Raw genomic sequence first — 13,902 nt, 5'->3', positions numbered from 1 at the left:
AAGGATACAGTCCATTTACACATCGTACACAATCTAATGGTATAACTATTACATGGAACAAAATAAATTTCAGAAATACAATAAACACAGTGAAAGGAACGATGAAATAATGGAAAAAGTCAAAGTAGCAGTCATTTATTACAGCTCAACTGGAGGAAACTATCAGATGGCCCTTTGGGCAAAGGACGCAGCTGAAAAGGCAGGCGCTGAGGTCAAGCTTTTGAGAGTCAAGGAGCTTGCTCCAGAATCAGCCATCGAACAGAATCCGTTATGGAAGAAGCATTATGAGGAAACAAAGGATCTGATCCCAGAGGCAACGCCTCAGGACTTCGTGGATGCGGACGCCGTTATTTTCTCCACCCCAACCCGTTATGGTAATGTAACATCCCAGTTCAAGCAGTACTTTGATATTCTTGGTGGAGTCTGGTCACAAGGTCTTCTTGTGAACAAGATGGTCACCGCCATGTCCTCTGCCATGAACGTAAATGGTGGTGTGGAAGAAACCGTCAGATCCATCTATACATCCGCTATGCACTTCGGTGCAATCATCGTAGCTCCTGGTTACAGTGACCCGGTGATTTATCAGGCAGGCGGAAATCCTTACGGAACCACAGCAAGTATCGTGGACGGAAAGATCCTCAATGATGTGGAAGGCGCTGTCCGACATCAGGCGAAGAGACTGGTGGATGTAACCAAACAGTTTCTTAATAAATAAATCAACATGACAACTTTGAGAGCTTCAGAAGATGAAGCTCTCTTGTGATAAAAAGATTACATGTGAAAAGGAGGCCCTTCATGAAAGTAGTCTATAAAGATACCGTATTTGCAGAAAGCGATCGCACTGAAATTGTGGAAAACAATCATTATTTCCCAAGAGAAGATGTGAAGATGGAGCATTTCACCAAAAGTGACAAACAGTACACCTGTCCCTGGAAAGGCGATGCAACATACTATCATATTCAAGCTGGAGAGGATCAGCTGAAAAATGCGGCCTGGTCCTATGAGAATCCGAAGGAAAAGGCGAAAAACATTGCCGGACACCTGGCGTTTGAATCAAAATATGTGAAGCCCTGACTTCGGGCAGAAGAAATTTCTCCCCAATATCCTTACTTCTTCACACATTGTGATTCGTAAACAAACAAGAAGCAAACACTCTACACCAGCTCACTGCTGTACGTAGAGTGTTTCATTTTCTATTCTTATTAAATTTACTGCAATTTAATTTGACTAAATATAATATTCGTAATACAATTATTGTAAGAAATAATAATAGAAGGAGCTTATTTTGATGAGTGTATATGAGTACAGCGCCATTGACATCGATGGAGAGAAGCAGGATCTGAGCCAGTATGAAGGTAAAGTCCTGCTCATTGTGAATACTGCAAGCAAGTGCGGATTTACCCCTCAATTCCAGGGACTGGAAACCCTCTATGAGAATATGAAGGATCAGGGCTTCATGGTACTGGGATTCCCCAGCAACCAGTTCAAGAATCAGGAACCGGAAGATGAGGCTGGAATCAAGAATTTCTGTGAGCTGAATTACGGGGTAACCTTCCCCATGTTCTCTAAAATCGATGTGAACGGTGAACATGCCCATGCCCTTTTCCGGTATCTCAGAAAAGAAACCAAAGGACTGCTTGGCGATTCCGTGAAATGGAATTTCACCAAATTCCTTGTGGGAAAAGACGGAAAAGTGATCAGAAGATATGCTCCACAGGTAGATCCCATGGATATTGAAAAGGACATCAGAGCAATTTTATAATCCGAAACTATCAGAAGCGCTTTGAAAAAGGCGCTTCTTTTCATTCGCCAAAAAATACCTTGCACACAATAATATTTGACATTATTTAATTTTTGTCTTATCCTAACTGTAACAATATTATTAATTTTTTGAGGTGCTTTATGAGTATATATGAATTTCATGCGAGAGACATCGATGGAGAACTGCAGTCCATGAAAAAGTACGAGGGGAAAGTTCTTCTTATTGTGAATACCGCCAGCAAATGCGGCTTTACTCCACAATATGCGGATCTGGAAAAACTGTATCAGAAGCTCCAGGACAAGAATTTTCTTGTGCTTGGATTTCCATGCAACCAGTTCAAGAGTCAGGAACCTGGTGATGAAGAAGCAATCCGTAATTTCTGCGAAATCAATTACGGCGTGACCTTCCCCATGTTTTCCAAAGTCGATGTCAATGGAGAACATGCCCATGAACTATTCAAGTATCTGAGAAAAGAAACCAGCGGTCTCCTGGGCGATGCTGTGAAATGGAACTTCACAAAATTTCTTGTGAACCAGGAAGGGCAAGTCATCAGAAGATATGCACCCACCACCAATCCTCTATCCATAGAAAAAGACATACTGGAATTGCTGTAGACGATAGGAGAAACTCCCATGAGAAAACTCATAATCCCCCTGGCCGCTCTTCTGGTTCTGTTTCTCATCACGGGATGTTCAGCGAAAGAGGAATATTTTCCCAGGGAAGATGCAGTCAGTAGAGGCTATATTGTCTTAGATGGAACCAACAGCGCAAATCATGAACGATTTGAAATCTTCCTGCAGAATGTCGATGCGAAAAGAGAAGATTCGGTCCATATCGTCATCTACGATCTGACCAGAAGCCAGTATGTGATCTCCATCCATTACGATGGTGAACTGCTTCATGCTTCCAGATATTTCATGGATCGGGACTCCAATAAATCTCAGATCAGCGATGAGATGATCTATACCCATATCAGCAGAACCGAGTCCAAGAACTACTTTCTCATTGATGAAAAGAATATTCATGAAGAGCTGTGGATTTATCAAGGAAACTGAATATTTTTTATAGAATCTACTGTTATAATCATCCGATTTTTGTTATACTAAAGAAGGAAGTAGAGTATTATTCTCACTGTACTTCTGACAACCAATACAGGACAAAAGGAATCCAGAGGAAATCCTCAAATTGCTTTAAAGAATGGACATGACTTCTGCAATTACTTGCAGAAGTCTTAATTTTTGCCCCAATTTATTTTTCAGTATCTGATTTCCTTGCTGTCTCTGAATGCTTCAATGATTTCCTGAGTTCTCAGCCCGTATAGTCCAGTGGAATCCAGTTCATTTTCACCAGCCATGGCCTTAGCCACATCACTGATCAGTGGCATCTGAACATGCTCCAGTTCCTCAAAAACAATCTCATCGACGCCCTCAGGTTTCATGATCTTAAGAGGCTCATTATTCATGATGGAAAATTTCAGCGTGCCTTCGTTTCCTGTCACCACCATCTCATCCTCACTGATTTTTCCGTTGAAAGTCATCTGCACCGTTCCCTGAACGCCGTTTCTGAACGAAAGAATCCCTGATGTATTGTCTTCCACATCCAGTACGCCTGACTGATTGGATGATATTCCTTTGGCATAGCTTACTTCTCCAAAGAGATAGAGCATCATATCCATCATGTGAGAACCCACATCATAGAGCTGACCGCCTCCGGACACTTCCGGATCATAGAGCCATGCTCTCTTAGGATTATGCAGCGGCAGGGGATTCACATAGTGATATTGAAAGGATCTGATTTCTCCGATCTCATGATCTTCCAGAAGCTTCTTCACAGTCCGAAACTTCTTCCGGGACCTTCTGTAGTACGCTACAAACAGCTTCACTCCCTCGTCTTTGCAGACCTTTATCATTTCTCTGCACTCCGTTACTGTCATAGCCATGGGTTTTTCCACATAGACATCCTTCTTATGTTTTGCTGCCTCGATGGTATAGAATTTATGCATAGACGGCGGTGTGGCGATGTAGACCGCATCCACTTCAGGATCCTTCAGAATCTCCTTGTAATCCGTAGTATAATCCTTGATATGATGTCTTCTTGCATAGTCAATGAGTTTCTCTTCGTTTCTTCGCATCACCCACTTCAGCGTGGTGTGTGGAAGCTTCTGAAAGGCAGGTCCGCTCTTTTTCTCTGTCACGTCTCCGCAGCCGATGATTCCAAATGTGATGTTCTTCATTACATTTCCTCCTTATTTTTCATCCTTTAGAATAAATCAGTAGAATCCTATACTTCCCTGTCATGAAGAACACGGAGAAGATATTCTTCTGCCCGGTGATATTTTTCCATCCTCTTAAGGTCTTCCTGGCTGAGGCTTCCCTTGAGTCTGGTGCGATTCTGATTGTCTTTGAGATCACTGAGCTTGATCCGGATGGCTCCCTCATCCCTGGACAATCTTCTGATATAGTCCATATACGGCTCCTCCGGTTCTCTCGAAAGAAGCGCCACGATTCCTATGGTTTCTTCACTGAATCCATAGGAAAGCAGATCCTCTGCTGTAAGGTCGGTGTCCTCCAGAAGATCGTGAAGCAGAGCCGCCACTTTCAGTTCCGGTTCTTTCAGCTCCATCATGACCCGGATCACATGCATCACATAGGGTTGTCCCCCCTTATCTTTCTGACCTGCATGCATCACCGCTGCCAGGGTCAGCGCTCTTTCAAAGAGAGGCAGTCCTTTCAGTTTCACTTTTTCCACTATACCAGCTCCTTTCTCTTTGCCGCAAGATTCCATTGGCTTATAATAGAAGGTAGGGAGCAGCCTCCCTTAGATATTGATACTATTATACCTTATTTAAGAAGAAGAGATGGGAGCAGTAAAATGAAGAAAGAAAAAATACACATCGAACTCATGGAGGATGGCAGAATTCCGGCATACGCCAATTTCAATGATGCAGGGGCGGATGTCTATGCGGCAGAGGATCTGGTCATAAGGCCGGGAGAAAAAATCATCATCCCGCTGAATTTCAAAGTCGCCTTGCCGGATTCCATCGAGATGCAGGTAAGACCCAGAAGCGGACTCTCCCTGAAGACCAGCCTCAGTATACCAAACAGCCCCGGCACCGTTGATGCGGGCTACAGAAATCCTGTAGGCGTCATAGCGGAAAACACCTACAACATCGCAACCCTTCCCTATGAGATGCTCTATAACGAAGAGCTCCGGGCTGAGGTTCAGAGAAACTGCAGAATCCTGTTTCCCGATAAAAAGGATGGTGTCTTCACCACCTACAGCGCCAAGGGAACAGAAACCCAGGAAACGCTGGGACTTGCTCCCTTTCTTGTGCTCGATGAGCAGAACAACCCCTATGGCACGCTCTACATCGAAAAAGGCACAAAAATCGCCCAGGTGGTTTTCAATGAAGTGATCCATGCAGAATTCATTGAAACCGATGATGTATCAATCATCGGAAAAAATCGGGGTGGCGGCTATGGAAGCACCGGCCTGAAATAATTCCAACCGTTTACGAACACAAAAACACCGCTCATGGCAATCCATGCACGGTGTTTTTTCTGTTGTCCCTTATTTGTGTTTTCTGATGAGTTCCTTGAAATAATCCTTTGATCTCATTCCTATGGCTCCATCCACCGGCTTTCCGTCCTTGAACAGAATCATGGTGGGTATGCTCCTGATCTTGTATCTCTGGGCGATGATGCTGTGGTCATCCACATTCAGCTTGGCGATTTCAATCTCTTCTTTGTGTTCCTCCGCCACCTGTTCCAGCACCGGCGCAATCATCTTGCAGGGACCGCACCAGGGTGCCCAGAAATCCACCAGCACCAGTCCTTTTCTTTCCAGAACATCTTTCTCGAAAGTGCCTTCTCCTGTATTTCTTATCATGCATTATCATCTCCATATTACTATCAAATTAAATTTTATAAAACTTATTATACAGCAAAATCCGATTTTGCACAATGTATTATCCTGTGAACTCCATTCCATGATTGCAAAAAAAGAAGCCCTGATCAAATCAGGGCCGATGCTCTCCTACTTGTCGGTATATTCAAAGTTCAGGCTGTAGCTCATCTCCGCCACATGTGCCAGTGTCTGATAAACGGAGCAGTACTCGGTTGCCAGTCTCATGGCCTGGTCCAGTCCCTTTTCCTTCACAGGATTGATGACAGTGACCTCGACATTCACGGTTTTCAGTGTTGTAGGTACTTCCGTTCTCTTTTCTCCGGAGACCTTCATTCTGACTCCTTCATAGACGATTTTCTTTTTCACGGCAATATCCAGAAAAGTGGAGTAGAGACAGGATCCCAGTGCGCCGAAGACCATATCGTAGGGTTCGATGGTTCCTTCTTCGATGCCGATGTCCACAGTTCCTCTCTTCGCCTTCAGTATCCCTTTGAATGCATAGTCAAATTCCATGTTGACCCATTTCATAATTTATACCTCCTGATGATATGTGTTCTGTTCTATAGTTAGATTTTAACATAGGAATCAGAACGTGTCATATGATTCCGGGCTAAGACACGGAGTGAAGTGATGAATCACTTTTTCCCGCACTAGAAAGAGCAGCTCTGATCCCCTCTTCCGGAGTTCAGACCTGCTCACTCTATTTCAGTCGATTTTCTTTTTCCAGGATTTCCATGATTTTCTCATGCATTTCACGGATTTCATGGGTTCTGTTTCTTCCACAGACCTTTGCAGGCTTCTCACAGATCAGGCATCTCCTCTCGGGATACCCCAGAGCTTCTCTGGAGAGGGTCCTGACAACAGTCCCCTCTGCCGCAAAGACATCCAGATCAAAGAGCCGCCCCAGAGGCATTTCCTCTTCCAGCCTGATCATGGCACTTTTCACTTCCGCAAGTGTTCCTCTGGTCACCAGAAAAAGCTCCGGCCCTGTTTTAAGATCCATGATTTTCTCATAGAGAATCTCCCACCCTTCGGCAGCGATCGCATCTGTGATGTCGGATTTTCCGAGAGAAAAGATTTTTCCTATGGTTTCATTGCTTTTCACGGGTCCTGGAATATTCAGCTTGAAGGAGATTACGGAATCAGGAGCATACTCTGCAGCCAGAGCTTCCTGAAATCGCACACGATTCTCTCTTGTATGAAGCACTTCTTCCAGCGAGGGGCTGCTGCCCTCTGCCAAGGGATTTTTCTTCATCCTTCGCACCTCCAAATTATGCTAGTCTCTTACTTTTCTGACCACATCAATGAGGCTTCCGTCACGGTATTCAATGAGCGCCACCACTCTGTCCTCGTAGACGATGGGGTCTGGTCGCCCTACCACCTCATAGGCCTTCTCCTTCAGCTCCTCCATGGTGTACTGAGGAACATTGAGATTTCTGAAGGCTTCCATGAGATCCTGCCTGCGAGGATTGATGGCGATTCCGATCTCCGTCACCACCACATCGATGCTAGCTCCAGGGGTGATCACGGTATTCACTTCCTCCACGATGGTAGGAATTCTTCCTCTGATCAGCGGTGTCAGAACCAGGCTGAGCTTTGCTCCTGCTGATGCATCGCTGTGCCCCCCTGAGGCTCCTCTGATGACACCGTCAGAACCTGTCATGACGTTGACATTGAAGTTCGTATCGATTTCCAGTGCAGACAGCACAACCACATCCAGCTGATTCACTGCTGCGCCCTTGTTTCCAGGATTGGCGTAGAAGGAGGCGCTGATTTCATAGTGATGCTCATTCTTCTTCATGGATTCGATGGCGCTTCTATCAAAGCACTGGGTATCGATGATCTTTTCGATGAGACCTTCCTCCAGCATGCTGCACAGATGTCCTGTCAGCCCACCTAATGCGAAGGACGCCTTGATGTTGTCCTTTCTCATAGAGTCCTGAAGGAATCTTGCCACGGCAAGGGTGGAACCGCCAGTTCCCGACTGGAAGGAGAATCCTTCTTTGTAGTATGGTGAAGCTGTGATGACTTTATTGGCATTCTCGGCAATCAGAAGCTCCTTCGGATTGGTGGTGATTCGGGTGGCTCCCTTTGCGATGCCATCAGGGTCTCCGATGGAGTCCACAACCACTACATAATCCACCTGGTTCTGAGGGATGCTGATGGGTGTATTGGGATAGGGCACCAGATTGTCTGTGATGATGACCACCTTGTCTGCAAATTCCGCATCCACCTTGGCATAGCCCAGAGAACCGCAGTTGGCCTTTCCATGGGAACCGTTGGCGTTGCCGTAGGCATCAGCACTGGGTGCACCCAGAAACGCCACATCGATGTGAATTTCATCCTTTTCGATGGCCCTGGCTCTACCGCCGTGAGACCGGATGATCACCGGTTTCTCCATGAGCCCGTGAGAGATTTCCGCGCCCAGCCTGTCTCTCAGACCGGAAGAGGTAATCTGGGTGATCACACCGTTCTTGATATGGTCAATAAGCGGTGCATGGACATTGGCGATGGAACTTGGTGCCAGGGTCAGATTCTTGATGCCCATAGCAGCAATCTCCTCCATGACCATGTTCAGGACCTTGTCCCCTTCTCTGAAATGATGATGGAAGGAAATGGTCATGCCATCTTTCAGTCCTGATTTTTCTATGGCTTCTCTGATGGAACTAAGAAGCTTTGATTCTCCCGGTTTCACAGAGGTCACTTTCCCGCTGGATCTTTTATAGTCATGTCTTCTGGAAAACTGTCCTTCAAAGGTGCCGAAGACATCTGCATACTGTTCAGGGATTTCCCTACCTAACTTGTTCTCTGCCATGATTATTCCCCTTTCCTGTATACGCCGGCTGCTTCAGCAAGCATCAGAACTCTTTCCGCTCTTTCCACAATGGGCTTGTCGATCATCTTTCCATTGAGCGCGATGACGCCTGAACCCTTTGCTTCGGCTTCTTCGATGGCATGCATCACAGCCACGGCATTGGCGATTTCCTTTTCCGTAGGTGTGAAGACGGAGTTCACAATGGAAATCTGTCTTGGGTTGATGACGGATTTTCCGTCGAAGCCCAGCTGCCTGATCAGCTCTGTTTCCTTCCGCAGTGTTTCGGAGTCATTGACATCGGAGAACACCGTATCCAGCGCCGCGATCCCTGCAGCTCTGGCTGCATGGACGATCATGGATCTGGCGAAGAAGATTTCCTCGCTGTTTCTTTCAGGATACCTTCTGGTCTTCATGGAGGTGACATAGTCTTCTGCGCCTAGTGCGATACCGATGAGTCTTCTGCTTGCTGTGGCGATGCTGAGGGCATTGAGAACACCCACAGGGCCTTCGATGGCCGCCATCATCCTCGTGCTTCCTTCTTCTCTGCCGCACTGTCTTTCCGCTTCCAGAATCACTTCTTCCACATCCAGGATATCCTGGGCGGTTTCCGTCTTTGGCAGCCGGATGACATCAATGCCTGCTCTGACCATGGCATGGACATCATCTTTTCCGCCCATATCCAGGCTGTTGATTCTGACCACTGTTTCCGTTGCGCCGTAGTCGATGGTCTTCACTGCCTGGTAGACCAGAAATCTTGAAGTGTCCTTCTCCTTCAGGGAGATGGAGTCCTCCAGATCAAACATGATGGAATCGGCTCCGTAGATATAGGCATCTCTCAGCATTCCTGCATTACTGGCAGGCACAAACATCATGGTTCTTCTTAAACGTTCCATTCTTCAAGTCCCTCCCAGTCGATTTTATCTGTGGCATCCGCTGCGCGATGCACCACTGCGATGGTTCTGGCCACGATGGTGCAGTCCAGCGCACCCTTGTCCGTCACCGTCAGCTTCGCATCCTCTATGCCCAGGTTCTTCAGAGTATCCAGAAGGACCTCTCTGATTCTTCTTCCATACTGATTTTCCACACTACTTTTCAGTTCGATTTCAATGCCGTTGCCTTCGTTCTGGTCCAGAATGATCTGAAGATCAGATGATTCCATGGTACCTGCAATGGCTTGCCTTACAATGTTAAACTTCTGCATACGCTGTTACTGCTCCTCGCTTCTTAATTTTTCCTGTATCTTTTTCCCTTCTTCAGAGACCAGAAACTGGAAGGTGGTTTCCGGAACCAGCCCCTTCAGCTCCTCTACACGATCTTCTTTCAGGTATTTCCGCACTCTGGATGCGCTGATGACTTCTCCGCCGAATTCCTTACGCGGAATGATCACCAGGTTCATCTCATCCTGAAACACTTTCTTCATGGCCTCATTGTAGATGTTGGTCGCAAAGGAAAGCGGCTCTTCTCCCACATATCTGGTGGTGATGGCTAGGGCCTTTGCAATATGATTTTTGAAGATCCTGGCATCCAGGCTTGCCTGGACTTCCGTCACATCCTTGTTTTCCTTCAGGAAATAGGAAGGAAACGTCTTGGCGGAGACCATGTAGTCTCCTGTCTCGTGAATCCTCACATTCTTCAGATGAGCTGTCCCTCTTTTCACTAGCTCTTTTCTCACCTTCGTGGGAAAAGCGGACAGATCTTCCGTAAGAACGAAAACATGAAGCACATCACTGGCCTTTGCCGCTGTTTCGATGAGATACTGATGACCCTTTGTAAATGGATTGGCATTCATGACAATGCCTGCGATCTTTTCACCTGGAATCCTCTCTTTTTCGAGGTTTCTCAGGAACTCATCAAATCCGTGAACCGCTTTTTCCAGAAAGACCAGATCCTCTCCCACTCGTTCGATCTCATTGAATCCCATGTAGACAAAGGACTGGACAGACTCCGGTTTCGTATAGACATAGCAGGAGGTATGACCCTCATCAAAGACTTCCGTCATGAGATGGGATATGAGAAGACTTATGACTTCTCCTCCCGTATAATCTTTGCAGACCGCTATGCACTTGAGCACATTCTTGTAGCGGGATCCCGTGGCGACAAGCTTTTCTCCGTCATATACCCCTACGGTATATTCCACCGTGTCTTCCGATCTGATTCCAGCCTGACTCAGCATGGTCTCCCATGCTTCTCTGGCAGATCTGCTTCTTCCGATCCACATTCTCTGAAGTATATAATTCATGAAAATCTCCCCCATTTACCTATATAGGATTTCAGGGATCATCAGACAACCCCTATCGTATCGATTACATTTTCATTATACGACAACTTTTTTATTTCATGTGTTTTTTACCTGTACTTTATGTTTTATTCCTGACAATCAGAACCATGTACCCGACCAGGAAACAACTTTGTCAGTACTTCTGATGCTGATTGCTGCACAATTATCGATTCATCACTAAATGCATCTCTACATTATAATTGCGTTAATGAGATGCTGTTTTTTTACTGTTCTTTAAATCAAAATATATTGTGAAGAGAATATCTTTAATTTATACTGAGTGAAAACGTTGAGATGAGGAATGGTATGGAACCGATCTTTATCAGAACAGGAGGGAACGATATGAACCTGCTTCATTCAGCTGTAGCCGGCACTGTAGAGTCCAGTGACATCCAGATCATGATCTCACCACAAGAAGATGGCCTGGAACTGATTCTCGAAAGCAGTGTATTGAGCCAGTATGGCAAACAGATCCGAAGTACCATCATGGATGTTCTAGAAAAACTCGATGTGAAGAACGCCAAGATCATCGCCATGGATAAGGGTGCTCTGGACTGTACCATCCGATCCCGCGTGGAAACCGCTGTATTTCGCGCCATGGATCAGAAAGAGAATCTGCCCTGGGAGGTGATGTAATGCATCCGAACAAAAACAGAATCAGAAGAACCATGATGTTTCTCAATGCCCATCGTGCCGGGCTTGTGAAAGATGCCTACATCTATAAACCGGATTCCGTGATCTTCGATCTGGAAGATGCTGTTTCTGAAAACCAGAAAGATTCAGCCAGAATCCAGCTGTACAATACCTTGAAGTATTCGGACTATAAAGGTGTAGAGCGTCTGGTCCGAATCAATGGTAAAGAATCTCTGCACTGGAAAGAAGATATTCGTGCTGCTGTAGCAGGAGGATGTGACGGTATCAGAATCCCGAAATGTGAATACAGGAGCGATGTCACCCTTGTGGAAGAAGAAGTAAGAAAAGCGGAGCTTGAGTTTCAAAGGCCTCTCGGAAGCACACTTCTCATGGCAGCCATTGAAACACCCATGGGGGTCATCAACGCGCTGGAACTTTCACAGAGCTCGGATCGTATTTTCGGCATCTCCATCGGTGCCGGCGATTTCATGAGAACCATGCATGCCAAAAGAACCTCTGAAGGCTATGAGATGCTTGCAGCCAGAAGTCAGCTGGTCCTTGCAGCAAGAGCCGCTGATATCATGTGCTTTGATACCGTGCATACGAACGTGGATGATTTCGAAGGTCTGAGAAGAGATACAGAACAGATCAAAAATATGGGCTTTGATGGAAAATCCGTCATCAGCCCAAAACAGATATCCATCATTCATCAGGTCTTCACACCCAGTCAGAAGGAGATCCAGATGGCAGAGAAAACCATCTATGGTGTAGAAGAATCGGCCAAAGAAGGGGTCGGTGTAATTGTGGTGGATGGTCAGATGATCGATATCGCCATGGTGGAGGGTGCAAGAAGAGTGCTTACCCTGGCGAAAGCATCCGGTGTGTATAGGGGGGATTTATAATGATCAACAAGGTGAAAAGAGACATCCCGGACCAGTTTCTTGTCCATGATGTAGAGGTCTTTCAGGGCCAGTATTACCGAGAAGGGTATGAGTACAGGAAAGCCGCACCGAAAGTGAAAGCTTCTATACGACCTCAGGAGAGTAAAGTGGTTTCGGATCTGAAGGAAGCCATCATAAAATCAGAGCTCCGTGATGGAATGACCGTTTCCTTCCATCATCACTTCAGAGATGGAGACTACATCGTAAACATGGTCATGGATGCCATCCATGAGATGGGCATAAGAGACATCACTGTCTGTGCCAGTTCACTGGGGACCGCCCATGCTCCCATCGTCAGATATATTGAAGATGGAACCATCACAGGCATCTCTTCCAGTGGCGTTCGTGGTGAGATCGGAGAAGCCATCTCAGAAGGAAAACTGAAGAATCCCGCCTATATCAGATGTCATGGTGGAAGAGTACGTGCTATTGAAACCGGAGACATCCATATTGATGTTGCCTTCATCGGAGCACCTACATCGGATCTCTATGGAAATGCGAGAGGTAAAGGCGGAAAATCCGACTGCGGTGTTCTGTCCTATTCCATGGTGGATGCAGAGTATGCGGATAAAGTGGTTGTCATAACCGATACACTGGTCCCTTTCCCGAATTTCCCTCCCAGCATAAAGCAGGTGGATGTGGATTATGTGGTTGTAGTGCCAGAAATAGGAAATCCCAGAAAAATCGCCAATGAACTGCTTCGCTTCACAACAGATCCCCGAGAACTGCTCATCGCGGAATATGCCACCAAGGCTCTTGTCAGCACACCTTATTTCAGAGACGGATTCTCCTTCCAGACCGGAGGCGGCGGACCCTCTCTTGCTGTGACGAGATTTCTGAAACCCTATATGGTGGAGAAAGACATCAGGATGGGCTTTGCCATAGGAGGAATCACGAAGCCCATGATCGATCTTATGGAAGAGGGGCTCATAGGAACCATCGTGGATGCACAGGATTTTGATCTCACATCCATCGCTTCTGTCCATAACCATCCCAGACATTTCGAAATTTCCACATCCCAGTACGCCAATCCCATGAACAAAGGCGCATTCGTCAATAAACTGGATTTCGTCATACTGGGTGCACTGGAAGTGGACACAGACTTCAACGTCAATGTCGTGACCGGTTCGGATGGCGTAGTGAGAGGTGCTCCTGGTGGTCATGTGGATACAGCTGCCGGATCCAAATGCTCCATCATCGTGGCTCCTCTTGTAAGAAGCCGTATCCCCACCATCAAAGATTCCGTCATCACTGTGACAACTCCCGGGGAAAGCGTCGATATCGTCGTGACTGAAGTTGGCGTAGCCGTCAATCCAGCGAGAACCGATCTTCTTGAAGCGCTGAAAGACTCCGGCCTCCCGCTTATGACAATTGAAAAGCTTCGCGATGAAGCCTATCAGCTGGTGGGAAAACCGGAAGAAATCCAGTTTGAAGATGAAGTGGTGGCTCTGGTTGAATATCGTGACGGTACGCTCATCGATGTGGTCAGAAAACCAAAGAAAATAACATGATATCAATTGGATTCCAATGATGAATGTCTAATCCTATCTTGAGCGATGTTCATCTT

At 46.3% G+C, this 13,902-nt stretch carries 18 protein-coding genes; 9 read left to right on the top strand and 9 right to left on the bottom strand.

Going from position 1 to position 13,902, the window contains the following annotated elements:
* Window positions 1-109: 109 nt before the first annotated feature.
* The 5 genes from J3A84_RS05710 (at window position 110) to J3A84_RS05690 (ending at window position 2,817) form a co-directional block, all read left to right on the top strand.
* The gene (locus tag J3A84_RS05710) at window positions 110-715 is read left to right on the top strand and encodes an NAD(P)H-dependent oxidoreductase (RefSeq protein ID WP_207599042.1); all 606 of its coding nucleotides are present in this window, start codon (window positions 110-112) and stop codon (window positions 713-715) included.
* A gap of 80 nt (window positions 716-795) precedes the next feature.
* A complete protein-coding gene (locus tag J3A84_RS05705) occupies window positions 796-1,074 on the top strand; it encodes a DUF427 domain-containing protein (RefSeq protein WP_207599041.1) in 279 nt (92 codons plus the stop codon).
* A gap of 214 nt (window positions 1,075-1,288) precedes the next feature.
* A complete protein-coding gene (locus J3A84_RS05700; protein ID WP_207599040.1) occupies window positions 1,289-1,762 on the top strand; it encodes a glutathione peroxidase in 474 nt (157 codons plus the stop codon).
* Between the two features lie 140 nt (window positions 1,763-1,902).
* Window positions 1,903-2,376, top strand: a complete 474-nt coding sequence (locus J3A84_RS05695) for a glutathione peroxidase (protein WP_207599039.1) — start codon at window positions 1,903-1,905, stop codon at window positions 2,374-2,376.
* Between the two features lie 18 nt (window positions 2,377-2,394).
* Window positions 2,395-2,817, top strand: a complete 423-nt coding sequence (locus J3A84_RS05690; protein WP_207599038.1) for an LptM family lipoprotein — start codon at window positions 2,395-2,397, stop codon at window positions 2,815-2,817.
* A gap of 200 nt (window positions 2,818-3,017) precedes the next feature.
* Here J3A84_RS05690 and J3A84_RS05685 read toward each other — a convergent pair whose 3' ends face one another.
* A complete protein-coding gene (locus tag J3A84_RS05685; RefSeq protein ID WP_207599037.1) occupies window positions 3,018-3,995 on the bottom strand; it encodes a Gfo/Idh/MocA family protein in 978 nt (325 codons plus the stop codon).
* A gap of 47 nt (window positions 3,996-4,042) precedes the next feature.
* Complete coding sequence (locus tag J3A84_RS05680) at window positions 4,043-4,510, bottom strand: HD domain-containing protein (RefSeq protein ID WP_207599036.1); 468 nt, start codon at window positions 4,508-4,510, stop codon at window positions 4,043-4,045.
* Between the two features lie 123 nt (window positions 4,511-4,633).
* On the opposite strand from J3A84_RS05680, the gene J3A84_RS05675 reads away from it, so the two are divergent.
* Window positions 4,634-5,263, top strand: coding sequence for a dUTP diphosphatase (locus tag J3A84_RS05675; protein ID WP_207599035.1), 630 nt, complete (start codon window positions 4,634-4,636; stop codon window positions 5,261-5,263).
* A gap of 69 nt (window positions 5,264-5,332) precedes the next feature.
* Here J3A84_RS05675 and trxA read toward each other — a convergent pair whose 3' ends face one another.
* The 7 genes from trxA to citC form a co-directional block, all read right to left on the bottom strand.
* The gene (trxA, locus tag J3A84_RS05670) at window positions 5,333-5,650 is read right to left on the bottom strand and encodes a thioredoxin (protein ID WP_207599034.1); all 318 of its coding nucleotides are present in this window, start codon (window positions 5,648-5,650) and stop codon (window positions 5,333-5,335) included.
* Window positions 5,651-5,797: 147 nt separating this feature from the next.
* Complete coding sequence (locus J3A84_RS05665; protein WP_207599033.1) at window positions 5,798-6,196, bottom strand: OsmC family protein; 399 nt, start codon at window positions 6,194-6,196, stop codon at window positions 5,798-5,800.
* 172 nt (window positions 6,197-6,368) lie between these two features.
* Complete coding sequence (citX, locus tag J3A84_RS05660; RefSeq protein ID WP_207599032.1) at window positions 6,369-6,923, bottom strand: citrate lyase holo-[acyl-carrier protein] synthase; 555 nt, start codon at window positions 6,921-6,923, stop codon at window positions 6,369-6,371.
* A 21-nt stretch (window positions 6,924-6,944) separates the two neighbouring features.
* A complete protein-coding gene (gene citF, locus J3A84_RS05655; protein WP_207599031.1) occupies window positions 6,945-8,483 on the bottom strand; it encodes a citrate lyase subunit alpha in 1,539 nt (512 codons plus the stop codon).
* 2 nt (window positions 8,484-8,485) lie between these two features.
* Window positions 8,486-9,376, bottom strand: a complete 891-nt coding sequence (citE, locus tag J3A84_RS05650; RefSeq protein WP_207599030.1) for a citrate (pro-3S)-lyase subunit beta — start codon at window positions 9,374-9,376, stop codon at window positions 8,486-8,488.
* Window positions 9,364-9,684, bottom strand: a complete 321-nt coding sequence (gene citD / locus J3A84_RS05645; RefSeq protein WP_207599029.1) for a citrate lyase acyl carrier protein — start codon at window positions 9,682-9,684, stop codon at window positions 9,364-9,366. The genes citE and citD (J3A84_RS05645) overlap by 13 nt, the downstream gene beginning before the upstream one ends.
* A gap of 6 nt (window positions 9,685-9,690) precedes the next feature.
* A complete protein-coding gene (gene citC / locus J3A84_RS05640) occupies window positions 9,691-10,722 on the bottom strand; it encodes a [citrate (pro-3S)-lyase] ligase (RefSeq protein ID WP_207599028.1) in 1,032 nt (343 codons plus the stop codon).
* 345 nt (window positions 10,723-11,067) lie between these two features.
* Here citC and citD (J3A84_RS05635) point away from each other — a divergent pair, with 345 nt between their 5' ends.
* Genes citD (J3A84_RS05635) through citF (J3A84_RS05625) form a run of 3 tightly spaced genes read left to right on the top strand, consistent with a single transcriptional unit; the run spans window position 11,068 to window position 13,846 of the window.
* The gene (citD, locus tag J3A84_RS05635) at window positions 11,068-11,397 is read left to right on the top strand and encodes a citrate lyase acyl carrier protein (RefSeq protein ID WP_342590941.1); all 330 of its coding nucleotides are present in this window, start codon (window positions 11,068-11,070) and stop codon (window positions 11,395-11,397) included.
* Window positions 11,397-12,296 carry an aldolase/citrate lyase family protein gene (locus J3A84_RS05630; protein ID WP_207599027.1) on the top strand — a complete coding sequence of 300 codons (900 nt, stop codon included), beginning with the start codon at window positions 11,397-11,399 and terminating at the stop codon, window positions 12,294-12,296. Before citD (J3A84_RS05635) ends, J3A84_RS05630 begins: the two co-directional genes overlap by 1 nt.
* Window positions 12,296-13,846 carry a citrate lyase subunit alpha gene (citF, locus tag J3A84_RS05625; RefSeq protein WP_207599026.1) on the top strand — a complete coding sequence of 517 codons (1,551 nt, stop codon included), beginning with the start codon at window positions 12,296-12,298 and terminating at the stop codon, window positions 13,844-13,846. The genes J3A84_RS05630 and citF (J3A84_RS05625) overlap by 1 nt, the downstream gene beginning before the upstream one ends.
* The last annotated feature ends 56 nt before the right edge of the window (window positions 13,847-13,902 follow it).

Source organism: Proteiniclasticum aestuarii (genome assembly GCF_017368455.1).
Lineage (GTDB): Bacteria > Bacillota > Clostridia > Clostridiales > Clostridiaceae > Proteiniclasticum > Proteiniclasticum aestuarii.
The sequence above is the reverse complement of the archived record's forward strand: the minus strand, read 5'-3'. Positions and strand labels throughout refer to the sequence as shown.